Annotated in this window: 26 protein-coding genes; 13 read left to right on the top strand and 13 right to left on the bottom strand. The window is 61.0% G+C overall.

What is annotated here, in order from left to right; translation table 11 throughout:
* A partial coding sequence (gene hexR / locus A462_RS29950) for a transcriptional regulator HexR (RefSeq protein ID WP_032898660.1) occupies positions 1 to 640 on the top strand: 640 nt, incomplete at its 5' end.
* A 153-nt stretch (positions 641 to 793) separates the two neighbouring features.
* Here hexR and A462_RS29955 read toward each other — a convergent pair.
* From A462_RS29955 to A462_RS30000, 10 genes are all read right to left on the bottom strand, one after another.
* Positions 794 to 1,639, bottom strand: coding sequence for a D-hexose-6-phosphate mutarotase (locus A462_RS29955; protein WP_003213018.1), 846 nt, complete (start codon positions 1,637 to 1,639; stop codon positions 794 to 796).
* Between the two features lie 178 nt (positions 1,640 to 1,817).
* Positions 1,818 to 3,164, bottom strand: coding sequence for a carbohydrate porin (locus tag A462_RS29960; protein WP_008430994.1), 1,347 nt, complete (start codon positions 3,162 to 3,164; stop codon positions 1,818 to 1,820).
* Between the two features lie 105 nt (positions 3,165 to 3,269).
* The gene (locus A462_RS29965) at positions 3,270 to 4,430 is read right to left on the bottom strand and encodes an ABC transporter ATP-binding protein (RefSeq protein ID WP_003213014.1); all 1,161 of its coding nucleotides are present in this window, start codon (positions 4,428 to 4,430) and stop codon (positions 3,270 to 3,272) included.
* Positions 4,431 to 4,432: 2 nt separating this feature from the next.
* A complete protein-coding gene (locus A462_RS29970; RefSeq protein WP_003213012.1) occupies positions 4,433 to 5,278 on the bottom strand; it encodes a carbohydrate ABC transporter permease in 846 nt (281 codons plus the stop codon).
* Positions 5,271 to 6,179 carry a carbohydrate ABC transporter permease gene (locus A462_RS29975; RefSeq protein WP_003213011.1) on the bottom strand — a complete coding sequence of 303 codons (909 nt, stop codon included), beginning with the start codon at positions 6,177 to 6,179 and terminating at the stop codon, positions 5,271 to 5,273. The genes A462_RS29970 and A462_RS29975 overlap by 8 nt, the downstream gene beginning before the upstream one ends.
* An 88-nt stretch (positions 6,180 to 6,267) precedes the next feature.
* A complete protein-coding gene (locus A462_RS29980) occupies positions 6,268 to 7,554 on the bottom strand; it encodes an ABC transporter substrate-binding protein (protein ID WP_003213009.1) in 1,287 nt (428 codons plus the stop codon).
* A gap of 106 nt (positions 7,555 to 7,660) precedes the next feature.
* Positions 7,661 to 8,920 (bottom strand): D-mannose isomerase, encoded by a 1,260-nt coding sequence (locus A462_RS29985; RefSeq protein ID WP_008430989.1) that lies wholly within the window; start codon positions 8,918 to 8,920, stop codon positions 7,661 to 7,663.
* A 156-nt stretch (positions 8,921 to 9,076) separates the two neighbouring features.
* Positions 9,077 to 9,904 (bottom strand): hypothetical protein, encoded by an 828-nt coding sequence (locus tag A462_RS29990; RefSeq protein ID WP_003213005.1) that lies wholly within the window; start codon positions 9,902 to 9,904, stop codon positions 9,077 to 9,079.
* A gap of 118 nt (positions 9,905 to 10,022) precedes the next feature.
* Positions 10,023 to 11,021, bottom strand: a complete 999-nt coding sequence (locus tag A462_RS29995) for an NAD-dependent epimerase/dehydratase family protein (protein WP_003213003.1) — start codon at positions 11,019 to 11,021, stop codon at positions 10,023 to 10,025.
* 52 nt (positions 11,022 to 11,073) lie between these two features.
* A complete protein-coding gene (locus tag A462_RS30000; RefSeq protein WP_003213001.1) occupies positions 11,074 to 11,967 on the bottom strand; it encodes a LysR family transcriptional regulator ArgP in 894 nt (297 codons plus the stop codon).
* 98 nt (positions 11,968 to 12,065) lie between these two features.
* Here A462_RS30000 and A462_RS30005 point away from each other — a divergent pair, with 98 nt between their 5' ends.
* The 7 genes from A462_RS30005 (at position 12,066) to A462_RS30035 (ending at position 19,744) form a co-directional block, all read left to right on the top strand.
* Positions 12,066 to 12,467 carry an ACT domain-containing protein gene (locus A462_RS30005; protein WP_003213000.1) on the top strand — a complete coding sequence of 134 codons (402 nt, stop codon included), beginning with the start codon at positions 12,066 to 12,068 and terminating at the stop codon, positions 12,465 to 12,467.
* A gap of 5 nt (positions 12,468 to 12,472) precedes the next feature.
* Complete coding sequence (locus A462_RS30010) at positions 12,473 to 13,075, top strand: LysE/ArgO family amino acid transporter (RefSeq protein ID WP_003212999.1); 603 nt, start codon at positions 12,473 to 12,475, stop codon at positions 13,073 to 13,075.
* Between the two features lie 175 nt (positions 13,076 to 13,250).
* Positions 13,251 to 13,847 (top strand): superoxide dismutase, encoded by a 597-nt coding sequence (locus A462_RS30015; protein WP_003212997.1) that lies wholly within the window; start codon positions 13,251 to 13,253, stop codon positions 13,845 to 13,847.
* Between the two features lie 158 nt (positions 13,848 to 14,005).
* Entirely contained in the window at positions 14,006 to 14,203 is a 198-nt protein-coding gene (locus tag A462_RS30020; protein ID WP_003212995.1) for a hypothetical protein, read from the top strand.
* A 270-nt stretch (positions 14,204 to 14,473) separates the two neighbouring features.
* Positions 14,474 to 16,525 carry a putative bifunctional diguanylate cyclase/phosphodiesterase gene (locus tag A462_RS30025; RefSeq protein ID WP_003212994.1) on the top strand — a complete coding sequence of 684 codons (2,052 nt, stop codon included), beginning with the start codon at positions 14,474 to 14,476 and terminating at the stop codon, positions 16,523 to 16,525.
* Between the two features lie 162 nt (positions 16,526 to 16,687).
* The gene (locus tag A462_RS30030) at positions 16,688 to 18,025 is read left to right on the top strand and encodes an imelysin family protein (protein ID WP_003212990.1); all 1,338 of its coding nucleotides are present in this window, start codon (positions 16,688 to 16,690) and stop codon (positions 18,023 to 18,025) included.
* A 264-nt stretch (positions 18,026 to 18,289) separates the two neighbouring features.
* Positions 18,290 to 19,744, top strand: a complete 1,455-nt coding sequence (locus A462_RS30035; RefSeq protein WP_008430983.1) for a TrkH family potassium uptake protein — start codon at positions 18,290 to 18,292, stop codon at positions 19,742 to 19,744.
* Here the strand turns inward: A462_RS30035 and A462_RS30040 are convergent.
* Positions 19,701 to 20,756: an AraC family transcriptional regulator gene (locus A462_RS30040; RefSeq protein ID WP_003212986.1), complete on the bottom strand. Its 1,056-nt coding sequence runs from the start codon at positions 20,754 to 20,756 to the stop codon at positions 19,701 to 19,703. The genes A462_RS30035 and A462_RS30040 overlap by 44 nt on opposite strands.
* Before the next feature lie 161 nt (positions 20,757 to 20,917).
* Between A462_RS30040 and A462_RS30045 the strand changes: the two genes are divergently transcribed.
* The gene (locus tag A462_RS30045) at positions 20,918 to 21,229 is read left to right on the top strand and encodes a DUF962 domain-containing protein (protein WP_003212984.1); all 312 of its coding nucleotides are present in this window, start codon (positions 20,918 to 20,920) and stop codon (positions 21,227 to 21,229) included.
* Between the two features lie 33 nt (positions 21,230 to 21,262).
* The gene (locus A462_RS30050; protein ID WP_003212982.1) at positions 21,263 to 21,847 is read left to right on the top strand and encodes an HD domain-containing protein; all 585 of its coding nucleotides are present in this window, start codon (positions 21,263 to 21,265) and stop codon (positions 21,845 to 21,847) included.
* On the opposite strand, the gene A462_RS30055 is transcribed toward A462_RS30050, so the two are convergent.
* Positions 21,844 to 23,118, bottom strand: a complete 1,275-nt coding sequence (locus tag A462_RS30055; RefSeq protein WP_050550293.1) for an MFS transporter — start codon at positions 23,116 to 23,118, stop codon at positions 21,844 to 21,846. The two genes, A462_RS30050 and A462_RS30055, sit on opposite strands and share 4 nt — an antisense overlap.
* A 362-nt stretch (positions 23,119 to 23,480) precedes the next feature.
* On the opposite strand from A462_RS30055, the gene A462_RS35035 reads away from it, so the two are divergent.
* The 3 genes from A462_RS35035 (at position 23,481) to A462_RS30060 (ending at position 25,143) form a co-directional block, all read left to right on the top strand.
* Positions 23,481 to 23,609, top strand: coding sequence for a hypothetical protein (locus A462_RS35035; protein WP_003212978.1), 129 nt, complete (start codon positions 23,481 to 23,483; stop codon positions 23,607 to 23,609).
* A 74-nt stretch (positions 23,610 to 23,683) separates the two neighbouring features.
* Positions 23,684 to 23,857 carry a hypothetical protein gene (locus tag A462_RS34560; RefSeq protein WP_008430977.1) on the top strand — a complete coding sequence of 58 codons (174 nt, stop codon included), beginning with the start codon at positions 23,684 to 23,686 and terminating at the stop codon, positions 23,855 to 23,857.
* Between the two features lie 86 nt (positions 23,858 to 23,943).
* Positions 23,944 to 25,143 (top strand): MFS transporter, encoded by a 1,200-nt coding sequence (locus tag A462_RS30060; RefSeq protein WP_003212974.1) that lies wholly within the window; start codon positions 23,944 to 23,946, stop codon positions 25,141 to 25,143.
* Here the strand turns inward: A462_RS30060 and arfB are convergent.
* Complete coding sequence (gene arfB / locus A462_RS30065) at positions 25,140 to 25,553, bottom strand: alternative ribosome rescue aminoacyl-tRNA hydrolase ArfB (RefSeq protein WP_003212972.1); 414 nt, start codon at positions 25,551 to 25,553, stop codon at positions 25,140 to 25,142. The genes A462_RS30060 and arfB overlap by 4 nt on opposite strands.
* Positions 25,554 to 25,740: the final 187 nt, after the last annotated feature.

Genomic DNA, 25,740 nt, shown 5'->3' with positions numbered 1-25,740 from the left:
GCTGACATRCGGCGCGGCGTATGTCAGCCGCGCGGTGGAGGCCGATGATAACCCGGAGGCCTACACCCAGAAGATCTTCGGCAGTGCCATCGCGTCCCTCGACAGCGCCTGCCAGGCCCTGGACCCGAACCTGATCAGCAAGGCCGTCGACCTGCTGATCCAGGCTCGGCAGATCCACTTCTTCGGCCTGGGTGCTTCGGCGCCGGTGGCCATGGACGCGCTGCACAAGTTTTTCCGTTTCAACCTGTCGGTCACGGCCCACGCCGATGTGCTGATGCAGCGGATGATCGCCTCGGTGGCCCACACCGGGGAGTTGTTCGTGATCATTTCCTACACCGGGCGTACCCGTGAACTGGTGGAAGTAGCACGTATTGCGCGGGAAAACGGCGCCTCGGTGCTGGGCGTGACCGCCGAAAATTCGCCGCTGGCCAAGGCCAGTACGGTGAGCCTGAACATTCCGTTGCCGGAAGACACCGACATCTACATGCCGATGACCTCGCGGATCATTCAGTTGACGGTGCTGGATGTACTGGCGACGGGCATGACCTTGCGTCGCGGAGTGGATTTCCAGCCGCACTTGCGCAAGATCAAAGAGAGCTTGAACGACAGCCGGTATCCGGTCGGGGATGAATTCAACTAGGCCCGAATCAGGCCCGAATCTACTGTGAATGTGCCGGCCTCTTCGCGAGCAAGCCCGCTCCCACATTCGACTGCATTCCAAAAGTGGAACTCGGTCTAATGTGGGAGCGGGCTTGCTCGCGAAAGCGGCATCAGCAACACCGGAACATCCGGATCAAGCCCCCGCCCTCGCCTGCAAACTCAAATGCGCCCTCTCCCCCGGCGCCAGGCTCGCAGCAGCCATCGCCGACTCCACACACACAAACCCCGCAGCCTCGTTGAAGCTCACCCCCAGCAACGGTCGACTCCCCGGGTGCCACACCACCGTGTCGGCACTCTCGCCGGTGTCGATGCACAATTCGCGCTGCCAGGCATGGTCCTTGAGGTGCAGTTCGCCGTCGTGCTGGAACACCCGCTGACACCCACCATCGACACGCAACTCACCTTCCTGCTGGCACGCCTGACGATTCAACTGGTCGTAGCCCTGCGCGCCATCCAGCCCAGACAGCGCTATCTCACCAACATTGCCAATCCGCCAATAGGCGTGCAAAGCATGGCTCAATTGGCACGGCAGCTCGTCCTGGTGCTCGGTGGCCAGGCGCAGCTCCAGGGTTTCCCCCAGGTGTGCATGCAGGTCCACCTGCCAGTCGCATAGCTGCAATTGCCAGTGCAAACGCACGCCGTCGTCGTCGGTGCTGCTGTCCAGCAATTTCCAGTCGATCAGCCGTGCCCAACCATGGGACGGCCAGGCGTTTTCGCTGGGATGGCGGCCATACCACGGCCAACACACCGGCACGCCGCCACGGATGGCGCCGACCTGCGGCCACTTGGCCGCGCACCACAGCCAGGGCTTCTGGCCCGTGGGCTGAAAGTGCAGCAATTGCGCGCCCTGGCGACTGAACACCGCCTGGCAGAGCGGGTGATCGATCACCAGCACATCGCGCATCTGAAAGCGCTCCCAGGCGAATACCGGCCGCTCGCGCAGGGATTTGAAAAAGCGTTGCAGCGGATGCTCATGCATGTGCCACGGTCCTGAATATCTTTGCAGGCGCTGGCTTGCCTGCGATGGCATCGCCTCGGTGTGGCAGATACACCGCGGGGCTCGCATCGCAGGCAAGCCAGCTCCCACACAAAAAAAAGCGGATAGCCATGGCTACCCGCAAAATGCGCACAGAGAGAAGGAGCTTATCGCAACAACGTTAGAACGTAGACTGAATTTTCAGGCCCGCTACCACCGCGTTGTCGACTTGCTTAACACCACCTGGGTTGGCGATGTATTGCAGGTTAGGACGCACGGTCAGCCAGTTGGTGACGTGGAAGCCGTAGTTGAGTTCGACGTTGTACTCCGTGTTACGCAGCGGTGCGTAACCCGATTGGTCGTAATCCGTGAACCCGCCGGCCGCGTTGAGCAACTCAGCATTTTTCTTCACGTCACTGTTGGCATGGATACGGGATACACCGATACCCACGTCATCTTTTGTACGTGCGTCGAATGGACCTTTATACACAAGCATCAGCGACTGGTAGTTGTCGACCAGGTTGGTGTCTTTGTCGTGGAAGGTGACGTTGGCCGCAATGTTCAAGCCGCGGGAAGCATCGCCATTGTGGGTGGTGAGTTGCTGTTGCAGAACGCCCCAGTAACCGCTTTTGCTGCTGCGAACGCGGAAGGCTGCGCCCGTGGTGCCAGCATCGTTACCGTTGACGTCTTCACGTACGTCGGTAGCGTCGGCGGTGCTCTTGTAGTAACCCACACGGTATTCGCCCGGCAGGCCATTGACCTTCGGCGACCAGACCAATTCAACCGGCAATACGGTGCCTTTGGTGCCGCTGCCGCTGAGCTTGAAGCCGTTGCCGTGCTCCAGTTGCGACGGGTTCTGGTTGTACGCACCGATTTGCGCATACAGCTCAGGCGTGATGTTGTACTTCACGCGGATAGCCGCCTGGCTGACGGGCCAGTTGTACCAGGTGTTTACATAGTTACCGACCTGCGAGCCACAGAACGACAGGTTCTGGAAGTCGCACGGGAAGGTGTTGAAGTCTTCGCCTTCACCGAAGTAACCGAGTTTCACGTCCAGCTTGTTGTCGAACATCTGGTGCTGAATCCAGAACTGGGTCAGACGCACCATGTGGCCTCGGCCGTCGACTTCTTGAGACGAACTCAAGGTGCCGGCACGCGGGTCGCCAATACGGTCGTTGGAAATGTTTGCGCCATTACGATTGGTCAACTGGATCTTGGCCTGGGTGTTATCCCAGCCCCAAAGCTTTTGCAGGTCCAGTGCCACGCCCAGACCGAACTGGTCAGCGTAACGGGCAGTCTTGTCGTTGTTGTAGCCACCGCTGAGGTTGCCACCGACTTCACCGACGTAATCCGCCTTGATGTCGATACCTTGCTCGATCAGCTTGGTACGCTCGCCGCCCCAATCGCCGGTCATCCACTTGGAATCGGCGCTGAACGCGTCGTCCGCCATCGCATTGGCGGACAGTACCAGGGCTGCTGCTGCTGACAGTTGGCAGAACAACCGGGTGTTGTTGTGGTGCTTTTTCATCCCTACATCCTCGTCTTTATTGTTATTAACTGTTTTTATCTAACGCGGTTTACTTCTTTGTGAGAGCAGGACTCTCACAAAAGCCCCTACACATCATTTGAAACTTCAGCGTCCCTTGAATTGAGCAACGTTGTCGGCACGATCCTGTGCCGGCAACGAGGTGGCAGTGCCCAGGCGCTCGCCGGTCTTGGCGTCGAACAGCAACACTTTGGCCGGGTCGAACTGCAAGGTCAGGGTCTCGCCCACTTGCGGCGCCACATCGGGCGCCAGGCGGCAGCAGACCTTGGTGTCATTGATTTGCACGAACACCAGGGTGTCCGGACCGGTCGGCTCGGTGACTTGCACCTCGGCCCGAATGGTCGGCGCGCCGGTGGCTTCGGCGGCGGCCAGCACGATCTGCTCCGGGCGCAGGCCCAGGATCACTTCGCGGTCTTCAAGACCGGCATCGTTCATGTTCAACGGCAATTCACAGCGGGCCTGGCCGCTGTCCAGCAGCGCCACCAGGCGGCCGTCCTTGCGTTGCAGGCGCAGTGGAATGAAGTTCATCGGCGGCGAACCGATGAAGCTCGCCACGAACAGATTGGCCGGGTCGTTGTAGATCTCTTTCGGCGTGCCGAACTGCTGGATGATGCCGTCCTTCATGACCGCCACTTTGTCGCCCAGGGTCATCGCTTCGATCTGATCGTGGGTGACGTAGACGGTGGTGGTTTTCAGACGCTGGTGCATCAGCTTCATTTCGGTACGCATCTCGACCCGCAGCTTGGCGTCGAGGTTGGACAGCGGTTCGTCGAACAGGTAGATCTTCGGGCGACGCGCCAGTGCACGGCCCATGGCCACGCGTTGTTGCTGGCCACCGGAGAGCTGGCCCGGCTTGCGATTGAGCAGGTGCTCGATCTGCAGCAGCTTGGCCACTCGCGCCACTTCTTCATCGATCGCTGCCTGGGGCATCTTGCGAATCTTCAGGCCGAATTCGATGTTCTCGCGCACGCTCATGGTCGGGTACAGCGCGTAGGACTGGAACACCATGGCGATGTCACGATCCTTGGGGCTCATGCCGCTGACGTCCTGGTCGCCGATCATGATCGCGCCACCGGTGATGTTTTCCAGGCCGGCAATGCAATTCATCAAGGTCGATTTGCCGCAACCCGAAGGACCGACCAGGATCAGGAACTCACCTTCCTTGATCGACAGTTCGATGTTCTTCAGGGTGTCCGGCAGACCGGTACCGTAGGTCTTGTTTACGTTACGAAGTTCGAGCGTTGCCATGATTACCCCTTGACCGCGCCGGCCGTCAGGCCGCGCACGAAATACTTGCCTGCGACCACATAGACCAGCAGGGTCGGCAGCCCGGCGATCATCGCCGCCGCCATATCAACGTTATATTCCTTGACCCCGGTACTGGTGTTGACCAGGTTGTTCAGCGCCACCGTGATGGGCTGCGAATCACCGCTGGAGAACACCACGCCGAACAGGAAGTCGTTCCAGATCTGCGTGAACTGCCAGATCAGGCACACCATGATGATGGGTGTCGACATCGGCAGGATGATCAGGCGGAAGATCGTGAAGAACCCCGCGCCATCCAGGCGAGCCGCCTTCACCAGTGCATCGGGAATGCTGACGTAGTAGTTACGGAAGAACAGTGTAGTAAACGCCAGTCCGTAGACGATGTGCACGAACACCAGGCCCGTGGTGGTACTGGCCAGGCCCATCTTGCCGAGGGTGAACGAGGCTGGCAGCAGCACGGTCTGGAACGGCAGGAAGCAGCCGAACAGCAACAGGCCGAAGAACAACTGCGAACCACGGAAGCGCCACATCGACAGCACGTAGCCGTTCAACGCACCGATGGCGGTGGAGATCAGTACCGCCGGAACGGTGATCTTGATCGAGTTCCAGAAGTAGCCGTCAACCGTGGCCCAGGCTTTCACCCAGCCGATGCCGGTGATCACGGTGGGCCAGCTCAGCAGGTTGCCGGTGCTGATGTCTTCCGGGGTCTTGAAGCTGGTGAGCAACATGACCACCAACGGCACCAGGTACAGCAGGACAGCGAGAATCAGCACCGCGTAGATCGCGACGCGGCTCAGGCTGATGGCAGGTTTGCCAGCAAGACTAGTCATTGCGCTTGGTCCTCAGCTCGGAGTACAGGTAAGGCACGATGATCGCGAGAATCGCACCGAGCATCAGAATCGCACTGGCCGAACCCATGCCCATCTGGCCGCGGCTGAAGGTGAAGGAGTACATGAACATCGCCGGCAGGTCGGAGGAGTAACCCGGACCACCCGCCGTCATGGCCGCCACCAGGTCGAAGCTCTTGATCGCGATGTGCGCCAGGATCATTACCGCACTGAAGAACACCGGGCGCAGGCTTGGCAGCACCACTTTCCAGTAGATGCGCGGCATGCTCGCGCCGTCGATCTGCGCCGCACGGATGATCGATTGATCAACACCGCGCAGGCCGGCGAGGAACATCGCCATGATGAAGCCCGAGGCTTGCCACACAGCAGCGATCACCAGGCAATACACCACACGGTCCGGGTCGATCAGCCAGTCCAGGCGAAAGCCTTCCCAGCCCCAGTCACGCAGCAGTTTGTCCAGGCCCATGCCTGGGTTGAGCAGCCATTTCCAGGCGGTACCGGTGACGATCATCGAGAGCGCCATCGGGTACAGGTAAATGGTGCGGATAAAACCTTCGCGACGGATTTTCTGGTCGAGGAAAATCGCCAGGGTCACGCCGATCACCAGGGTGATGCCGATGAACATGCCACCGAACACCGCGAGGTTCTTGCTCGCGACCCACCAGCGGTCGTTGTCGAACAAGCGCACGTATTGCGCCAGGCCTACGAACTTGTAGGTCGGCAGGAAAGTCGAGTTAGTGAACGACAGCACGAACGTCCACAGGATGTAGCCATAGAAGCCCACCAGAACGATGAACATGCTCGGCGCCAGCACCAGTTTGGGTAGCCAGCGCTGCAGTGCATCGAACGGCGAGGCTTTGCTGAACACAGCAACAGAACTCATGGGAAAATCCAGTACAGGGAAAAAGGACTACAGGAACATGCCTTGTGGGGGTTAGGGGTCCCCCCACAAGGCCATTCGGTACTAACCGTTACTTGGCCGACTTGATCGCTGCCGCGAGTTTCTTCGCGGTATCGGCAGGGTCAGCTTTCGGGTCGTTGATGTAGTTGGTCACGACATCAAAGAACGCGCCTTGTACCGCCAGCGTGGTTGCCATGTTGTGGGCCATGCTTGGTTGCAGGCCGCCAGTCTTGGCATCCGCCAGGAAGTCCTTGGCAGCAGTCTGGGCGCAGGAGTCGAAGCCGTATTTGCCCATGTCTTGCAACATGTCGATACGAACCGGGATCGAGCCCTTGTTGATGCTGAAGACTTTCTGGAAGTTTTCGCTCAGCACGACCTTGGCGATGTCCTGCTGACCGGCAGCAGTGCCTTTGTCTTTCTGCTTGAAGGCTGCGAGGGAGTCGATGTTGTAGGTGAAGGCCTTGTCGGTGCCCGGGAAGGCTACGCACTCGTAGTCTTTGCCGGCGACTTTCTTGGCGGCGGTCCATTCACTCTTGGCCCAGTCACCCATGATCTGCATGCCGGCCTTGCCGTTGATGACCTTGGCGGCTTCCAGGTTCCAGTCCTGGCCCTTGCCGTCGGCGTCCATGTAGGTCGCGACTTTCTTCAGCTCGGTCAGGGACTTGATCATTTCAGGGCCGGTCAGGGCTTTTTCGTCGAGGTCCACCAGGGCTTTCTTGTAACCGTCAGCCCCCATGACCGAGAGCACGACCGCTTCGAATACCGTGCTGTCCTGCCAAGGCTGGCCACCGTGGGCGAGCGGAATGAAGCCCGCGGCCTTGAGCTTGTCGCCCGCTGCGTAGAATTCTTCGAGGGTGGTCGGGTTCTTGGTGATACCGGCTTTCTTGAACACTTCCGGGTTGATCCACAGCCAGTTCACGCGGTGAATGTTCACCGGCACGGCCACGTAGTTACCTTCGTACTTCACGGTATCGGAGACTTTCTTGTCCAGCAGGCTGTCCCACTTCTCTTCTTTGGCGGGTTCCTTCAGGACGTCGGTGTCGAGCAGCCCGGTGGACGCCCATTCCTGGATGTCGGGGCCTTTGATCTGGGCCATGCCTGGCGGGTTGCCAGCAACGGCGCGGCTTTTCAGTACGGTCATGGCAGTGGAACCGCCACCGCCGGCGACGGCACCGTCTTTCCAGGTGAAACCGTCTTTTTCAACTTGGGCCTTCAGGACATCTACTGCCGCTTTCTCGCCACCCGAGGTCCACCAATGCACAACTTCAACCGTCCCTTTCGAGTCGGCGGCAAAAGCACTGAGGGGAAACAACGAGGCAACGGAAATAGCTACGGCGAGGCGACTGATCGCTTTCATCTGAGTACCTTTTTTCTTGTTGTTATGCATGCAAGTCGGTGCTTGCGCTGCAAACGAGTTTAAACAGGGATTTTTCAGGTGCAGGTAACAAAGGGACGCCAAAATGTCACCACTTGGTGACATAGCGCCCGGTGGCCACGGCACTGGCCATGCTCGGTGACAAGGGTAGCCCCGGCAGCAAGACAGACTGCCAGGCGTGGTAGAGGTCCGGTTTGCCACCCCAGATTTTCGCGCTGGGCTGGTTTTTCGGGCTCAGTTCGTGGTGCCAGCTGCCGTGGGTGCGGTCAATGAAACGGGTTTCACAGAACTCCCAGAAGCGCCGGTACCAGGTTTCGTAATGCAGCTCCCCCGTGCGTTTGAGCAGCGCCTGGGCAGCGGCACTGGCTTCGCAATGGGTCCAGTGCAGGCGCTCGCGCACCACGGGGCGCTGGCTCCAGTCGAGGGTGTAGACAATGCCGGGGGCGCCGTCGACGGCCCAGGCGTATTCACAGGCGCTGGCGAACAGGCCCTTGGCGTCGGTCACTAGCCACTCAGGGGTGACGAGCCCGGCATCCAGGCGCGCAGCCTCAAGGTGCAACACCAGTCGCGCCCATTCGAAGCCGTGGCCGGGGGTGATGCCGTAGGGACGAAAACCATCGGCCGGGTTGTCTTCGTTGTAACCACGCAGGGGTTGCCAATGGCTGTCGAAATGCTCGATCACCATGTCCCGGTTTTGCGCCGCATGGGTATGAATAATCCGCTCGACGATGCGCAGTGCCCGGTCCAGCCAGCGGGTTTCACCGGTGACATCGGCCAGGGCCAGGAAGGCTTCGGTGGCGTGCATGTTGCTGTTGGCGCCGCGATAGGCTTCTACCCCGCTCCAGTCCTGGGCGAAGGACTCGAGCATCGCGCCCTCCTCTTCGCTCCAGAAATACTGGTCGATGATGTGGATCGCGTCGTTGAGCAAGGTTTGCGCGCCGGGCGCGCCGGCCACTACTGCGGAGCTGGCGGCCAGGGCGACAAAGGCGTGCAGGTAGGCGGCCTTGCCGGTGTTGCCGTCGCGGGCGTCGGGCGTGGCGAACCAACCGCCGTGCCGGGCATCGCGCAGCGGGCCGCTGAGGGCCACGACGCCGTGTTCCACCAGGTCGGCATAACCTGGCAGGCCCAGGCCATGGGCCATGGCAAAGCTATGGGTCATGCGGGCGGTATTCATGGTTTCGGCGACGGCATCGGGCGGCAGGACGCCTTGATCGTCGAGGTTGCCGAAGCCGTCAGGCAGCCTGGAAGCCTTGGCGAATGACAGCAGGCGCTGGCCTTCAGTGGCAAGCCAGGCGTGATGGGCAGGTGCGTTCAGCCAACTACTGGCAGGCAGTGGTTGCGTGGTCATGATTAGCCCTTTTTATTATGTGCGGGATGACGGGAGTCTAAACAAGGGCGGCGCGAGGGCAAGTAACGAAGGAGACGGGAAATGTCACCGATTGGTGACATTGATTGTGCCAGGGCTTGCAGGCGTCATGTGTAATGACGCCTGCAGCACCTCACATCACTGCTGCCCGAGAGGAGTGATCCGGGCCGGCTGGTTGATCTGCTGCTGCAGGTTCTGCACCTGGCTTTGCAAGGCAGTGACGTTACGCGTGGTCTGGATGCGGAACACGTCGAACTCCTTGGTGGACGGACCGTCGGAAGCCGCGGCGCGGTTGTCCAGTTCGCTCTTGAGGACCACAAGGTCCTGCTCCAGGCGGGCGATGGCGGCCGTGGGGTTGCCCTGTTTTTTCAGGGCTGCGACGTCGGCGGAGAGGTCCTTGAACTCGGCGTCCCGGGACTTGAGGGTAGCCACCGCCTCCGTCAGCGCCTGGACCTGGCCCTGCAATTGCGCGTTGGCACTGGACAGTTGGGTCGTGCTGGCGGTCATCTGCTCCAGGCGCTTGTCCAGGTCCGTTGCCTGGCCGGCCACGCCCATCTGCTGCTTGCCCTGCTCCAGCAACTGGGTCTCCAGCTGCTTGATCTGCAGTTTCAGGGCCTCGCTGCCATTATTCACATTGGCTTCGCTGGCCACCACCTTGCCGGAAATATCCTGCAGGCGCCCCGCCGCTTCCTCGCTGATGCGCGCGAAGCTTTCCTGGGTCGCCACCAGTTGCTGGCCCATCAGGGAAATCTGCTGGAAGCTCCACCAGGCAAGGCCGGCGAAGGCGAACAGCAGCGCACCGACCAATGCCCACAGCGGCCCGGTACTGGCGCTCTTGACCTTGACAACCGGCGCAGGCCGGGAGCGCACGGAGGTAGCCGGCGTGGGCTCGAAATCATCGTCGTCCGAGGTGTCGGCCCGCAGGCTGGGAACGTTGTCGAAGTCGTCGTTAGCATCGTTACGCATGAATCAACCTTAAATCCTTTGAGGTGGCATATGGATAGCCAGGCGTCGGAGTATAAACCCCCGACCTGCCGCACTGATCGACCCGGGTTCGCAAATTCGGTTCCCGGTGTGTTGCCGGTTATTTAAGTCCCACGTCCTGGGCCTTCCACCAACTGCAGAACTCGTCGAGGGCCGCCCACAGGCTGACCTTGGGCTGGTAGTCGAGATAATGCCGTGCGCGGGTGATGTCGAGGGTGAAATCTTTGTTCATCACCTGCATGCCCAGCCGTGACAAAGACGGTTCCGGGCGCCCTGGCCACATGGCACAGAAGGCTTCATTGAGCGCCGCAACGCTGTAAGACAAGCCGTAGGACCGATAACGGGTGACCTGAGGCATGTCCATCTGTCGCATCACGTAGTTCACCACATCCCACACCGGCACCGGGGCACCGTTGCTGATGTTGTAGACCTTGCCCAGCGCCGAGCCCGTCGCCAGCAAACTGCTGAGCAGGGCTTCATTGAGGTTGTGCACGCTGGTGAAATCGACCTTGTTCAGGCCATCGCCGACAATCGCCAGGCGGTTCTTGCGCTGCATCTTCAACAGGCGCGGGAAGATGCTCATGTCGCCGGCCCCCGTGACAAAGCGCGGGCGCAGGGCCAGCACTTCGAGGCCAAACTCCTGGGCGCCAAACACCTTTTGCTCCGCCAGGTATTTGGTGGCTGCATACGGATGCTTGAAACGCTTGGGCACTTGTTCTTCGGTCAAGCCCAGGTGGTCACGGCCGTCGAAGTAGATCGACGGCGAAGACAGGTGTACGAGGCGCCCGACCCGCTGCTTGAGGCAGGCCTCCACCACGTTTTCGGTAACCAGCACATTGCCCTGGTGGAAGTCCTGATAACGCCCCCACAGCCCCACGGCCCCGGCGCAATGCACCACGGCCTCGACATCGCGGCACAGCTCGCGCACCAGGTCCGGATCATTCAAATCACCCTGGATAAACTCGGCGCCGCGCCGTACCAGGTGTTCCACACCTTCGGCCCGCCGCCCGTTGACCCGCACGTCCAGGCCCTGCTCCAGGGCGAAACGCGCAAAGCGCCCGCCAATGAAGCCGCTTGCGCCGGTGACCAGAATTTTCATGACTTACTCCGCATTCTTTCGTTTTTCATCGCTGTTGCCTTGACGCTGGCCATCACGCCAACGGCACCAACCATTGCCCCGTTGTGTGTGCCAGATGATCCGTCAGCAGGCCCAGCAATTGTCCACCACTGCGCCAATGATGCCAGTACAGCGGCACATCGATCGGCTTATCTGGCAATAACTCCACCAACACGCCCTTTTCCAGCTGATCGCGCACCTGCAGTTCGGGCACCAGGCCCCAGCCCAATCCGGCTTCCGTCAGGCGAATAAAACCTTCGGACGAGGGGCATAGATGGTGTTCGAAACCACCGTCGACGCCCAGGGACGCCAGGTAGCGATGCTGCAGGAAATCATCCGGGCCGAACACCAGCGCCGGCGTGCGGGCCAGTTGATCGGCCCGCACGCCCTCGGGAAAGTGCCGGGCGACAAACGCCGGGCTGGCCAGCGCCCGATACCGCATCGCGCCGAGCAACAGGCTGCGGGCGCCGGCCACCGGGCGTTCGCTGGCGCAAATACAGGCTGCCACTTCGCCGGCGCGCATGCGCTTGAGGCCGACGGTCTGGTCTTCTACCACCAGGTCCAACAGCAAATGCTGCTCGGCGCAGAAGTCGCTCACCGCCTCGGCCCACCACGTGGCGAGGCTGTCGGCATTCAAGGCGATGCGCAGGCGCTCGGGCATGCCCTCTTCATCCAGCGCGGGCACCTGGCTTTGCAGGTCGCGCTCCAGCAATCGTACCTGTTGCACGTGGTTGAGCAGGCGGCGGCCGATCTCGGTGGGCGTCGGCGGCGTGGCACGTACCAGCACCGGCTGGCCGATTCGCGCCTCCAACAGCTTGATGCGCTGGGAGATCGCCGATTGGGAAATTCCCAGTACCTGCGCGCCCCGCTCGAAGCCGGCCTGTTCCACCACCGCCGCCAGGGCGGAAAGCAATTTATAGTCGAACATCAGTTTTCCTAATGAGCGATCAGCAATATTGGTTTTTCTTATACAACCTTGGACGGGAGAATAGCCAGCATCGCTTCTTCTTATTCAAGGACCTCCACATGGCTGGCGAAACCGCCCTGGCAACCCTGCTGCGCAGCATGAGCCCACAGCTCAATGACGGCGACTACGTGTTCTGCACCCTGGCCGACAGCCGAATCCCCGAAGGTTGCGAGGTGATCGGCAGCTTCCGCGAGCAGGAAGGCCTGACGTTGATCGTCGAGCGCCAGCAGGCCGAGCGCGCCGGACTGGCCTTCGACTATGTGGCTGCGTGGATCACCCTCAACGTGCATTCGGCCCTGGAAGCGGTCGGCCTGACCGCCGCGTTCGCCACGGCCCTGGGCCAGGCCGGGATCAGTTGCAACGTGATTGCCGGCTACTACCACGATCACCTGTTTGTCGGCCGCGCCGATGCCGAGCGCGCCATGACGGTGTTGCGGCAATTGGCGGCGGGCGCGGAGTAAATCCTATGTGGCAAAGCTATATGAACGGCCTGTTGGTGGCCTTTGGTTTGATCATGGCGATCGGCACCCAGAACGCGTTTGTGCTGGCGCAGAGCCTGCGGCGCGAACATCACCTGCCGGTGGCGGCACTGTGCGTGGTGTGCGACGCGATCCTGGTGGCCGCCGGCGTATTCGGCCTGGCCACCGTGCTGGCGCATAACCCGGTATTGCTGGCGATTGCCCGCTGGGGTGGCGCGGCGTTCCTGCTCTGGTACGGTACCCTCGCCCTGCGCCGGGCCTGCTCGAAGCAGAGCCTGGGCGAGGGCGAGAACCTCAAGGTACGCTCGTTGAAGGCGGTGATGCTCAGCGCCCTGGCAGTGACGTTGCTCAACCCCCACGTGTACCTGGACACCGTCTTGCTGATCGGCTCCCTCGGCGCCCAGCAAACCGAACCGGGCGCCTACGTGGCCGGCGCTGCCAGCGCTTCATTCCTGTGGTTCATGACCCTGGCCCTGGGCGCCGCATGGCTGGCACCGTGGCTGGCGCGCCCCGCCACCTGGCGGATTCTGGACCTGCTGGTAGCCGCCATGATGTTCAGCGTGGCCTATCAATTAATCAGCGCAGCGTAGATATTCCAAAACGCTCTGGAACCTCTATCCCACACAGTTGTTGCGTGGTTTTGCCGCACCCCCGGTGCTATGATCCAGCCCCTGCGCCGCAAAGAGTACAAACTCCCCGGCGCTTGTTTGGCCGCCCGTGATCGGCCTTGCGCTCACCGCAACTGACCTGATTAGGAGAATCATCATGGCTTTCGAATTGCCGCCGCTGCCCTACGCACACGATGCCCTGCAGCCGCACATTTCCAAGGAAACCTTGGAATACCACCACGACAAGCACCACAACACCTATGTCGTGAACCTGAACAACCTGGTGCCTGGCACCGAGTTCGAAGGCAAGACCCTGGAAGAAATCGTCAAGTCTTCTTCGGGCGGCATCTTCAACAACGCCGCTCAGGTCTGGAACCACACTTTCTACTGGAACTGCCTGGCGCCAAACGCTGGCGGCCAACCTACCGGCGCACTGGCTGAGGCGATCAACGCTGCCTTCGGTTCGTTCGACAAGTTCAAGGAAGAGTTCACCAAGACTTCCGTCGGCACCTTCGGTTCCGGTTGGGGCTGGCTGGTGAAAAAGGCTGACGGTTCCCTGGCACTGGCCAGCACCATCGGCGCCGGCAACCCGCTGACCAGCGGCGACACCCCGCTGCTGACCTGCGACGTCTGGGAACACGCTTACTACATCGACTACCGCAACGTGCGTCCAAAGTATGTGGAAGCGTTCTGGAACCTGGTCAACTGGAAGTTCGTGGCTGAGCAGTTCGAAGGCAAGACCTTCACCGCTTAAGTACCGCTTGCAGTAGAAAGAGCCCGGCGATTGCCGGGCTTTTTTGTGGGCGATTACAAATGGAAAAATGCCAGGAAACCACTGGAACTCATCAAAAGGATTTCGCCACGCAGTATGTAAGAGGAATGTCCCTCTGATTGACTGCAGGAGAACTTGATATGGATCTAGCATCTTTGATCGGCATGGCCCCTCAAGCACTTAACGTGTTCGATAACGTGACAGATAAGGGCCTGGACGTCCTGGACAAAAGCTTGGGCATCCTTGATAAGACCGTGGACATAGCTCGACAGGCCTTGGGGCAAATCGACCCTCAGGCGCAAGACCAGCCACAACCGCCGAAAATTTCGTTTACCTGATGGGCGCTGACGCTCGACGGTTTGTTTCGCTGGACTGAAAAACCCGCGCTCGTCCTGAAAAGACGGTACAAGAAGTCGGCACGTACGATCCGCCGACTTCACTCCATGCCAGGCCTGCCTTTCCATTCCCCCTCCCAACGTCTTACCCCCGGACGCGCTCATCTAAACTGCAAAACCTGCCCTGGCCGCAATGTCCCTTTGACTGCCCTCACGGGATTGCCAATACTCATGGCATATTGAGGCTACCCGCATGGAACAAGGAATAACCCTTTGAAGCTGGAACTCAAAAACAGCTTGTCGGTGAAGTTGCTACGGGTGGTACTGCTTTCGGCATTGGCCGTGGGCGTGGTACTGAGCGCGGCGCAGATCGTCTTTGATGCGTACAAGACGCGCCAGGCCGTGGCCGGTGATGCCCAGCGCATCCTCGACATGTTTCGCGACCCGTCCACCCAGGCCGTCTACAGTCTGGACCGGGAGATGGGCATGCAGGTCATCGAAGGCCTGTTCCAGGATGATGCCGTGCGCATGGCCTCCATCGGCCACCCCAACGAAACCATGCTCGCGGAAAAAACCCGCGACCTGCAACAATCCCCGAGCCGCTGGCTGACCGACCTGATTCTGGGCCAGGAACGCACGTTCACCACGCCGCTGGTGGGGCGCGGGCCTTACAGCGAGTACTACGGTGACCTGAGCATCACCCTCGACACCGCCACCTATGGCAAAGGGTTTCTCGTCAGTTCGGTGATCATTTTCATCTCCGGGGTGCTGCGGGCGCTGGCCATGGGGCTGGTGTTGTACCTGGTCTATCACTGGCTGCTGACCAAGCCGCTGTCGCGCATCATCGAGCACCTGAGTTCGATCAACCCCGACCGCCCCAGCGAGCACAAGATCCCGCAGCTCAAGGGCCACGAGAAAAACGAGCTGGGGCTCTGGATCAACACCGCCAACCAGTTGCTCGAATCCATCGAGCGCAATACGCACTTGCGCCATGAGGCGGAAAACAGCCTGCTGCGCATGGCCCAGTACGACTTCCTGACCGGCCTGCCGAACCGCCAGAAACTGCAGGAGCAACTGGACAAGATCCTGATCGACGCCGGCCGTCGGCAACGTCGGGTCGCGGTGTTGTGCGTGGGGCTGGATGACTTCAAAAGCGTCAACGAGCAGTTCACCTACCAGGCCGGCGACCAGTTGCTGCTGGCCCTGGCCGACCGCCTGCGCGCCCACAGCGGCCGCCTCGGCGCCCTCGCCCGCCTCGGCGGCGACCAGTTCGCCCTGGTGCAGGCCGATATCGAGCAGCCCTACGAAGCCGCCGAATTGGCACAAAGCATCCTCGACGACCTGGAAGCCGAATTCGCCCTCGATCACGAACAGATCCGCCTGCGTGCCACCATCGGCATCACCCTGTTCCCGGAAGACGGCGACAGCACCGAGAAGCTGCTGCAAAAAGCCGAACAGACCATGACCCTGGCCAAGAGCCGCTCGCGCAACCGCTACCAGTTCTATATCGCCAGCGTCGACAGCGAAATGCGCCGCCGCCGCGAGCTGGAAAAGGATCTGCGCGACGCCTTGAGCCGCGAGCAGTTTCACCTGGTGTACCAGCCGCAGATCAGCTATCTCGACCACCGTGTGGTGGGTGTCGAAGCGTTGATCCGCTGGCAGCACCCAGAGCACGGCCTGGTGCCGCCCGACCTGTTTATCCCCCTGGCCGAACAGAACGGCACCATCATTGCCATCGGCGAATGGGTACTGGACCAGGCCTGCCGGCAACTGCGGGAATGGCATGACCTGGGCTTCACCGAGCTGCGCATGGCGGTCAACCTGTCGACCGTACAGTTGCACCACGCCGAGCTGCCACGGGTGGTCAACAACCTGCTGCAAATCTACCGCTTGCCGCCGCGTAGCCTGGAGCTGGAAGTCACCGAGACCGGCCTGATGGAAGACATCAGCACCGCCGCCCAGCACCTGCTGAGCCTGCGCCGCTCCGGGGCACTGATTGCGATTGATGACTTCGGCACCGGCTATTCGTCCCTGAGCTATCTGAAAAGCCTGCCGCTGGACAAGATCAAGATCGACAAGAGCTTCGTCCAGGACCTGCTGGATGACGACGACGATGCGACCATCGTGCGGGCGATCATCCAGCTCGGCAAAAGCCTTGGCATGCAGGTGATCGCCGAGGGTGTGGAGACCGCCGAACAGGAGGCCTACATCATCTCCGAGGGTTGCCACGAGGGTCAGGGCTACCACTACAGCAAACCCTTGCCGGCACGGGAGTTGGTGGCCTACTTGAAACAGGCCCAGCGCAATAACGCCGCCATCCTCTGAAGCGATGCCGGCCATCGGGGCCACGCGCGCCGATGGCCGGCAAATCGATACTAAATATTTCCTGCTTATAACGCTTTACACAAAATGCAAATCTTTCGCATTATGTCGCAGTTTTGCGCGCCCCCCGCGTGCCCCATCAACAACCGAAGCAGGATGTTCGCCATGATTCGTATGCCCCTGGCCACCGCCAGCCTTCTCGCCATTGCCATTTCGCTCGCCGGTTGCGGTGAAGGCAAAGACAAGGCCGCCGCGCCTCAAGCCCCGGCCGCCGCCAGCACCACCGCCCCGGCGGCTGCCCCGGCAGGCCAGGTAGACGAGGCCGCCGCCAAGGCTGTGGTCGCGCATTACGCTGACATGGTGTTCGCGGTGTACAGCGATGCCGAGTCCACCGCGAAAACCCTGCAAACCGCGATCGACACTTTCCTTGCCAACCCGAACGACGACACCCTGAAAGCGGCCCGTACCGCCTGGATCGCCTCGCGCGTGCCGTACCTGCAGAGTGAAGTGTTCCGCTTCGGCAACACCATCATTGACGACTGGGAAGGCCAGGTGAACGCCTGGCCCCTGGACGAAGGCCTGATCGACTACGTCGACAAGACCTACGAACACGCCCTGGGCAACCCTGGCGCCACCGCCAACATCATCGCCAACAACGAGATTCAGGTCGGCGAAGACAAGGTCGATGTAAAAGACATCACCCCGGAAAAACTCGCCAGCCTGAATGAGCTGGGCGGTTCCGAAGCCAACGTAGCCACCGGCTACCACGCAATTGAATTCCTGCTCTGGGGCCAGGACCTGAACGGCACCGGCCCGGGCGCCGGCAACCGTCCAGCGTCGGACTACATGACCGGTGATGGCGCCACTGGCGGCCACAACGAGCGCCGCCGCACCTACCTGCGCGCCGTGACTCAACTGTTGGTCAGCGACCTGGAAGAAATGGTCGGCAACTGGAAGCCCAACGTCGAAGACAACTACCGCGCCACGCTGGAAGCAGAACCTGCGACCGATGGCCTGCGCAAGATGCTGTTCGGCATGGGTAGCCTGTCCCTGGGCGAGCTGGCCGGTGAGCGCATGAAGGTTTCCCTGGAAGCCAACTCGCCGGAAGACGAACAGGACTGCTTCAGCGACAACACCCACAACTCGCACTTCTACGACGCCAAGGGTATTCGTAACGTTTACCTGGGTGAGTACACCCGCACCGACGGTACCAAGATGACCGGCGCCAGCCTGTCCTCCCTGGTGGCCAAGGCCGACCCGGCGGCCGATGAAGCGTTGAAGGCTGACCTGGCCTCCACCGAAGCGAAGATCCAGGTGATGGTGGACCACGCCAACAACGGCGAACACTACGACCAGTTGATTGCTGCCGGTAACGACAAAGGCAACCAGATCGTACGTGACGCCATCGCCGCATTGGTGAAGCAGACCGGTTCGATCGAACAGGCTGCTGGCAAGCTGGGCATCAGTGACTTGAACCCGGATAACGCTGATCACGAGTTCTGATCAGTGCCGCGTTGAATGAGGCGACCTTCGGGTCGCCTTTTTTGTGCCTGCCCTCCAAGCTCCATCAACCAGCACAAATCTCCTGTGGGAGCGGGCTTGCTCGCGAAAGCGGTGGGTCAGCCAATGCATCCGTTGACTGATACACCGCTTTCGCGAGCAAGCCCGCTCCCACACTTGATCTGCCACGTCTCCAACGCCCCCCCGGTTTACTTGCCCTGCACCGCAGGTAGAATGGCGCCTTTCCTGTCACCCCGAGCGGACCTCATGGCGTTGCCGACCTTACGGATAATCGGTTTCATTATCGGCATCTTCCTGATCACCCTGGCGATCGCCATGGTCATCCCCATGGCGACCCTGGTGTTTTTTGAACGCACCAGCGACCTGCCGTCGTTCCTCTGGGCCAGCCTGATTACCTTTATCGCAGGCCTGGCGCTGGTCATCCCCGGCCGCCCGGAACACGTGCACCTGCGCCCGCGGGACATGTACCTGCTGACCGTCTCCAGCTGGCTGGTGGTGTGCATCTTCGCCGCACTGCCGTTCCTGTTGACCCAGCACATCAGCTACACCGACTCGTTCTTCGAAAGCATGTCGGGCATCACGGCCACCGGTTCCACGGTGCTCAGCGGCCTGGACACCATGTCCCCGGGCATCCTCATCTGGCGCTCGCTGCTGCACTGGCTCGGCGGTATCGGCTTTATCGGCATGGCGGTGGCGATCCTGCCGCTGCTGCGCATCGGTGGCATGCGCCTGTTCCAGACCGAATCCTCCGACCGCTCGGAAAAGGTCATGCCCCGCTCACACATGGTGGCGCGCCTGATCGTGGCGGCGTACGTGGGCATCACCATCCTCGGCAGCCTGGCGTTCTGGTGGGCCGGCATGGGCCTGTTTGACGCAATCAACCATGCGATGTCGGCGATTTCCACCGGCGGGTTCTCCACCTCCGATGAATCCCTGGCCCACTGGAAACAGCCGGCCGTGCACTGGGTGGCGGTGGTGGTGATGATTCTCGGCAGTCTGCCGTTCACCCTGTATGTGGCCACGATGCGCGGCAACCGCCGGGCACTGATCAAGGATCAGCAGGTGCAGGGCATGCTTGGTTTGCTGGTGGTGACCTGGCTGGTGCTCGGCACCTGGTATTGGTGGACCACCAATCTGCATTGGCTGGAGGCGCTGCGCCACGTGGCGGTAAATGTCACTTCGGTAGTCACTACCACAGGTTTTGCGCTGGGGGACTACAGCATCTGGGGCAATTTCTCGCTGATGCTGTTCTTCTACCTGGGCTTTGTGGGCGGTTGCTCCGGCTCCACGGCTGGCGGGATCAAGATCTTCCGTTTCCAGGTCGCCTACATCCTGCTCAAGGCCAACTTGAACCAGCTGATTCACCCACGGGCGGTGATCAAGCAGAAGTACAACGGCCATCGCCTCGATGAAGAAATCGTGCGGTCGATCCTGACCTTCTCGTTTTTCTTCGCCATCACCATCTGCGCCATCGCCCTGGCCCTGTCATTGCTGGGCCTGGACTGGATGACCGCGCTGACCGGCGCCGCCAGTACCGTGTCCGGCGTGGGCCCGGGCCTGGGGGAAACCATCGGCCCGGCCGGTAACTTCTCCACCCTGCCGGACGCTGCCAAGTGGATCCTGTCATTCGGCATGCTGCTGGGCCGGCTGGAGATCATTACGGTGTTTGTGCTGTGCATTCCGGCGTTTTGGCGTCACTGACAGGCAGCTCATGCAACCGCGCCCGGTACTCGCCGGGCGTGGCATCGAACCAGCGGCGGAACGCACGGAAGAAGTTGCTTGGGTCGGCAAACCCCAACAGGTAGGCAATTTCCAGCAGGGTCATGCTCGGCTGCGCCAGGTATTGCTCGGCCAGTTCGCGGCGGGTGTCGTCGAGCAAGGTCTGGAAACTCGTGCCCTCCTCCTGCAAGCGGCGCTGCAAGGTGCGCTGGGACAGGTGCAACGTCTGCGCAACCACTTCACGCTTGGGCTCGCCCTGGGGCAGCAACCGGCATAGCACCTGCCGCGCCTTGTGGGTCACCCGGCTCTCGGAAAACCGCGCCAGGTACTCCCCGGCAAAACGATCGTGCAACAACGCCATCGCCTCGTTCGCCGTGGGCAACGGCGCCTCCATATCGGCCCGTTCGAAGATCAGCGCGTCATAGGGCGCGTTGAACACCAGCGGTGCATGGAAGGCTTGTTTGTAGGGCGCCAGGTCCGCTGGCTGATCGCCCTGCACCAGCACCTTGCGCGGTTGCAACGTGCGCCCGGTCAGCCAGCCGCATAACGCCAGGGCACTGGCCAGGGACGCTTCGGCACTTTGCCGGGTAGGCGGCAGGTGGTCGCCGTGCACCGTCAGAATCAGCGCATAACCTTCGGGCAACAGGCGGAAACTCAGGTCGGCACTTTCAGCAATGATTCGCTGGTAACGCACCAGCCGCATAAAACCTTCGGCCAGGGTATTGCTGGACATCAAGGCGTAGCCGGCCACATGAAACGATGCCGGGCGCACCACCTTGCCCATGTTCAAGCCAATCGCCGGGTTGCCCGACAGCTCGACCGCGCGCTGCCAGAGCCGGGTCATGGAGTCCTGGGGGAAGCGTGCATCCGGGTCATTCAGCGCGGCGTAATCCAGGCCAAGCTGCTTGAACAAGGCACGGCAATCCAGGCCGTCCATTTCCAGCGCCTTGACTATCCCCATCGCCCAGCTTGCAGAAGTCGTTCGTTCGCTCATGGCGTTTTCTTAACAAGGAAGGCTGAAACGACAGCCAGGAATCCGAAGGATACTAAAGTGGCATCTATTGTCACTGGCTGTTACCACTGATGACTCTAGACTCAAATAAGCTCCCCGCCGAACATCTGTCGGGCAGAACAATAACCAGAGGGCCGACCACTGTGGAAAATGCCAGGCAATTCAACAGCTTCGCCGATTTCTACCCGTATTACCTGAGCGAACACGGCAACAGTACGTGCCGTCGCCTGCACTTTATCGGCACCAGCCTCGTTATCTTCATACTCGCGTTGGCGATCGGCAAAGGTGCGTGGTGGCTGCTGCTGGCGCTGCCGGTGGCCGGCTACAGCTTTGCCTGGATCGGCCATTTCTTCTTTGAAAAGAATCGCCCGGCGACCTTCCAGCATCCGCTGTACAGCCTGTTGGGGGATTTCGTGATGTACCGCGACATGATTCTGGGCAAGGTGCCGTTCTAGCCCCACGCTTGAAGAACAATAAGAGAGGCTTTGATGAACCAGCAGGCCCGTTTCACCCATATGCAGGATGGTACCCAGGAAGACTGGGCGATCATCGCCAAGGATTTCAGTGCTTACGCCCGGCAATTGCCAAGCCGGATCCTGGCGCATCTACGGCTGCTGGAGGGCGACTTCGGCGGCTTCCCGGTGGACCGCCTGACCCACTCGCTGCAAACCGCCAGCCGCGCCTGGCACGATGGCCGGGATGAAGAGTACGTGGTGTGCGCCCTGCTCCACGACATCGGCGACACCCTCGGTTCCTACAATCACCCGGACATCGCCGCCGCGATTCTCAAGCCGTTCGTAAGCGCCGAGAATCTGTGGATGGTGGAGAAGCACGGGATCTTCCAGGGCTACTACTTCTTCCACCACCTGGGGATGGACCGCCACCTGCGCGAGCAATTTGGCGACCACCCGCAGTACCGGCAAACCATCGAGTTCTGCGCGCAGTACGACGCGGCGGCGTTCGACCCGGCCTACGACACCCTGCCGCTGAGCTTCTTCGAGCCGATGCTGGCGCGGGTGTTTGCCCAGCCGAAGAACTCGCTCTACAAGGCGGCGATGGAACGCCAGGGTTAAACCGGCAGCAATGTGCCGCCGTGACCGGTTTGGGTGGCTGGCTCCGGATCTTTGACGATCTCCCGGGCCACCATCAGGATCACGATGGCCGCAATGATGTCGAAAATCGCCAGCACCACAAACAGCGGGCTGTAGCCGACCTTGGTCACCAGCACGCCGAACACCGCAGTAAATGCCGCAGCCCCGATAAACCCGCACATCTGCCCGCCACCGGTGGCGGTGGCCACGTCGTTCTTGCCGAATGAGTCCGAGGCGATGGAAAACAGTGCACCCGACAAGGTCTGGTGGGCGAAACCGCCGACACACAGCAGGGCAATCGCGGTGTAGGCACTGTCCACCAGGCCGATGCACGCCGGGCCGATCATGCACAGGCAACCGAACAGCATCACCAGCTTGCGCGAGGTGAACAGCGAGACCTTGAAGTAGCGGTGGAACAACGGGCTCAGGTAGCCACCCAGCACACAGCCAATGTCGGCGGCCAGGAACGGCAGCCAGGCGAACAGCGCCATTTCCTTGATGTTCATGTGCCGCTCGGTCATCAGGTACAACGGAATCCAGGCATTGAACGTCTGCCAGGCCGGCTCCGAGAGCATGCGCGCCGAGGCGATGGCGAAAAAGTTGCGGCTCTTGAGGATGCGCTTCCAGCTGGCTTTCTTCTGCACGCCTTCCTTGAGGTGGGTTTCCTGGCCGGCCTCGATGTACTCACGCTCGGCCTGGGCCAGCAGGCGCTGGTCACGCGGGTGCTTGTACAGCAGCAGCCACAGCCCGCTCCACACCAGGCCGATGCCGCCAACGATCAGGAATGCCAACTGCCAGCCGCTGTGCAAAATCGCCCAGACCACCAGTGGCGGCGCCAACAACGCACCAAACGACGAACCAAAGTTGAACCAGCCGATGGCGACGGAGCGCTCCTTGGCCGGGAACCACTCGGTAATCGCCTTGACGCCGCCGGGGAAGCCCGCCGACTCCGTCAGCCCCAGTGCGCCACGGGCCACTGCCAGGCTCTGCCAACCGGTGGCGAATGCCGCCAGGGCACAGACTACCGACCAGGAGATGGCGAAGATGGCAAAGCCCAGCTTGGTACCGATCGCATCGATCACATAACCGGCGATCGGCTGCATCAAGGCGTAGCACACCTGCCAGGCAACAACGATGTGGGAATACTGCTCAGTGGAGATGCTCAGGTCGGTCATCAGCGTGGGGGCTGCGACTGAGAGCGTGTTGCGGGCCAGGTAGTTAATAATCAGGCCGACCGTCATCAGCCCGACCATCCACCAACGGATGCCTTTGATTTTCATCGCTTCACCTTAATTATTTTTAGATTTGAGGCGTACGTTCTGCGACCGAGCGCATCCGTATTACGGGCGCTATAAAACTGTAACGTCATATGTCGTCATACAACTGTTAGCGTTATATTCAGTCCGCAGTACGATGTCAATCCGTGAGGGGTGATGTTGTACGATGACAATCGACACCCCTGTGGCGCCACGTCACTTGCGCGGCAGGATGAAGACGCGTTCATTTTCTGAGATAAAATCTTTCTGTCATTTACAGTGCTGTATCCTGCACAGGCTTTTTGAACGCGCGGAATCACCTGCGATTGATAAAACAGATCTTGCGAGGAGCGACGACGATGCACGAAATCCCTAATCTCCCCTTCCCAAGCCTGCACGAAACTGAGCAGCCAACCCCGCAACAGGCCGGTGCCACCAAGCCCGAGCCCAAAGAGGCAAAACCGGTCGACCGCAAGAGCGAAGACTGAGAGCCGTACCCAGACCGTGTGGAAAGCGTGACATTGCGCGCTTTCCACACCGCCTGAACACCGTGAGCCCCGCCATGACCGACACCACCCCCGATACCGCCCTGCTCGACACTGCCTTGCACATGGTCGACGTATGGAACCGCCTCACCCCGGAAAAACAGGCCCTCCTGCTCAAGCGCTTCGGCACCCAGGAAAACGCCCTCGCCGCGTTGGTAACCACGCAACTGCTCAACCCCGCCGATCGCTAAAAGTTTGCTTTGCTGCCCCCGCACGCGCCCAGCATCGGTATCATAAGCAGCCTATCTTTTCCTGCTGCGACAGTGGACCTCTCCCCATGCCAGATACCCAGCGCCCCATGGCGGTCACGCTGCAAGTCGTTTCCATCGTTTTGTTCACCTTCATCGGCTACCTGAATATCGGCATTCCCCTGGCCGTGTTGCCTGGCTATGTGCACAGCGACCTGGGCTTTGGCGCCGTGATCGCGGGCCTTGTGATCAGCGTGCAATACCTGGCCACTCTGCTGAGCCGGCCCTATGCCGGACGCATCATCGATAATCGCGGCAGCAAGCGCGCCGTCATGTACGGCCTGGCCGGTTGCGGGTTGAGCGGCGTGTTCATGTTGCTCTCGGCGTGGCTGTCACACCTGCCGGCGCTGAGCCTCACCAGTCTGCTGATTGGCCGCCTGGTGCTGGGCAGCGCTGAAAGCCTGGTGGGCTCGGGTTCCATCGGCTGGGGCATTGGCCGGGTGGGCGCGGCGAATACCGCCAAGGTCATCTCCTGGAACGGCATCGCCAGCTACGGCGCCCTGGCCATCGGCGCACCGCTGGGGGTGTTGCTGGTCAGTCATTTCGGGCTGTGGAGCATGGGCGTCAGCATCATCCTGCTGGCGGTGCTGGGCCTGCTGCTGGCCTGGCCGAAAGTCGCCGCGCCGATCGTGGTGGGCGAGCGCCTGCCGTTCATGCATGTGCTGGGGCGCGTGTTGCCTCACGGCTGCGGGCTGGCGCTGGGCTCGATCGGGTTTGGCACCATCGCCACCTTCATCACCTTGTATTACGCGACCCAGCATTGGGATAACGCGGTGCTGTGCCTGAGCCTGTTCGGTGCCAGCTTTATCGGGGCGCGGTTGTTGTTCGGCAATTTGATCAACCGCATTGGCGGGTTTCGCGTAGCGATTGCCTGTTTGTCGGTGGAGACGCTGGGGCTGCTGCTGCTGTGGCTGGCGCCGGATCCTCATTTGGCGTTGGCGGGTGCGGCGTTGAGCGGGTTTGGCTTTTCCCTGGTGTTTCCGGCCTTGGGTGTGGAGGCGGTCAACCTGGTGCCCGCCTCGAGCCGGGGTGCGGCGGTGGGGGCGTATTCGCTGTTTATCGATTTGTCGTTGGGGATCACCGGGCCGTTGGCCGGGGCGATTGCGGCGGGGTTCGGGTTTGCCTCGATCTTCCTGTTTGCGGCGATCGCGGCGTTTGGCGGGTTGCTGTTGAGCCTGTATTTGTATCGGCAGGCGCCGAAGTATCGCGAAGAACGTCAGGCGAGTTAGAAGTCCACCTTGCCGCGGCCGGCCTTGATGCTCCCGCGTTTGGTCTTGGATTCGAGGCGGCGCTTCTTTGAGCCCAGGGTGGGTTTGGTGGGGCGGCGTTTCTTTTCGACCTTGGTGGCGCTGAGGATCAGTTCCACCAGGCGCTCGAGGGCGTCGGCGCGGTTTTGTTCCTGGGTTCGGTATTGCTGGGCCTTGAGGATCAGTACGCCTTCGCTGGTGATGCGGGTGTCGCGCAGGGCCAGCAGGCGTTCCTTGTAGAAGTCAGGCAGGGACGAGGCCGGGATGTCGAAACGCAGGTGCACGGCGCTGGAGACCTTGTTGACGTTTTGACCGCCAGCGCCCTGGGCGCGGATGGCTGTCAGTTCGATCTCGGCGTCGGGGAGGTGCACGTTGTTGGATATCACCAGCATTTTTTGATCGGGCCTTGGGGTGGAGGGGTAAGGATACGCCAATGTGTTGGGCTGCTGGGGGCTGGGGGCTGGGTACATATCCGTTATTTGGGTGATGGCTGAGATTGGTTCCGCTCTTACAGCGGCTCACTTTTGAACAGCGCAAAAGTAAGCAAAACGCTCTTGCCCCACCACTCGGCWCCTCGCC

Origin of the sequence: Pseudomonas sp. Ag1 (genome assembly GCF_000278565.1) — a bacterium.
In the GTDB taxonomy this organism is placed as follows: domain Bacteria; phylum Pseudomonadota; class Gammaproteobacteria; order Pseudomonadales; family Pseudomonadaceae; genus Aquipseudomonas.
This window is presented reverse-complemented; position numbering and strand designations above follow the sequence as displayed.

Excerpts from the sequence above, each read along its gene's own strand:
- arfB (WP_003212972.1), bottom strand. The coding sequence starts at position 25,553 with ATGCTGGTGATATCCAACAACGTGCACCTCCCCGACGCCGAGATCGAA.
- A462_RS30005 (WP_003213000.1), top strand. The coding sequence starts at position 12,066 with ATGGCTGGCGAAACCGCCCTGGCAACCCTGCTGCGCAGCATGAGCCCA.
- A462_RS35035 (WP_003212978.1), top strand. The coding sequence starts at position 23,481 with ATGCACGAAATCCCTAATCTCCCCTTCCCAAGCCTGCACGAAACTGAG.
- A462_RS29975 (WP_003213011.1), bottom strand. The coding sequence starts at position 6,179 with ATGAGTTCTGTTGCTGTGTTCAGCAAAGCCTCGCCGTTCGATGCACTG.
- A462_RS30040 (WP_003212986.1), bottom strand. The coding sequence starts at position 20,756 with ATGAGCGAACGAACGACTTCTGCAAGCTGGGCGATGGGGATAGTCAAG.
- A462_RS29955 (WP_003213018.1), bottom strand. The coding sequence starts at position 1,639 with ATGCATGAGCATCCGCTGCAACGCTTTTTCAAATCCCTGCGCGAGCGG.
- A462_RS30050 (WP_003212982.1), top strand. The coding sequence starts at position 21,263 with ATGAACCAGCAGGCCCGTTTCACCCATATGCAGGATGGTACCCAGGAA.
- A462_RS29965 (WP_003213014.1), bottom strand. The coding sequence starts at position 4,430 with ATGGCAACGCTCGAACTTCGTAACGTAAACAAGACCTACGGTACCGGT.
- A462_RS30010 (WP_003212999.1), top strand. The coding sequence starts at position 12,473 with ATGTGGCAAAGCTATATGAACGGCCTGTTGGTGGCCTTTGGTTTGATC.
- A462_RS29970 (WP_003213012.1), bottom strand. The coding sequence starts at position 5,278 with ATGACTAGTCTTGCTGGCAAACCTGCCATCAGCCTGAGCCGCGTCGCG.
- A462_RS30015 (WP_003212997.1), top strand. The coding sequence starts at position 13,251 with ATGGCTTTCGAATTGCCGCCGCTGCCCTACGCACACGATGCCCTGCAG.
- A462_RS30055 (WP_050550293.1), bottom strand. The coding sequence starts at position 23,118 with ATGGTCGGGCTGATGACGGTCGGCCTGATTATTAACTACCTGGCCCGC.
- A462_RS29980 (WP_003213009.1), bottom strand. The coding sequence starts at position 7,554 with ATGAAAGCGATCAGTCGCCTCGCCGTAGCTATTTCCGTTGCCTCGTTG.
- A462_RS30000 (WP_003213001.1), bottom strand. The coding sequence starts at position 11,967 with ATGTTCGACTATAAATTGCTTTCCGCCCTGGCGGCGGTGGTGGAACAG.
- A462_RS29990 (WP_003213005.1), bottom strand. The coding sequence starts at position 9,904 with ATGCGTAACGATGCTAACGACGACTTCGACAACGTTCCCAGCCTGCGG.
- A462_RS29960 (WP_008430994.1), bottom strand. The coding sequence starts at position 3,164 with ATGAAAAAGCACCACAACAACACCCGGTTGTTCTGCCAACTGTCAGCA.
- A462_RS30035 (WP_008430983.1), top strand. The coding sequence starts at position 18,290 with ATGGCGTTGCCGACCTTACGGATAATCGGTTTCATTATCGGCATCTTC.
- A462_RS30020 (WP_003212995.1), top strand. The coding sequence starts at position 14,006 with ATGGATCTAGCATCTTTGATCGGCATGGCCCCTCAAGCACTTAACGTG.
- A462_RS30030 (WP_003212990.1), top strand. The coding sequence starts at position 16,688 with ATGATTCGTATGCCCCTGGCCACCGCCAGCCTTCTCGCCATTGCCATT.
- A462_RS29995 (WP_003213003.1), bottom strand. The coding sequence starts at position 11,021 with ATGAAAATTCTGGTCACCGGCGCAAGCGGCTTCATTGGCGGGCGCTTT.
- A462_RS29985 (WP_008430989.1), bottom strand. The coding sequence starts at position 8,920 with ATGACCACGCAACCACTGCCTGCCAGTAGTTGGCTGAACGCACCTGCC.
- A462_RS30060 (WP_003212974.1), top strand. The coding sequence starts at position 23,944 with ATGCCAGATACCCAGCGCCCCATGGCGGTCACGCTGCAAGTCGTTTCC.
- A462_RS34560 (WP_008430977.1), top strand. The coding sequence starts at position 23,684 with ATGACCGACACCACCCCCGATACCGCCCTGCTCGACACTGCCTTGCAC.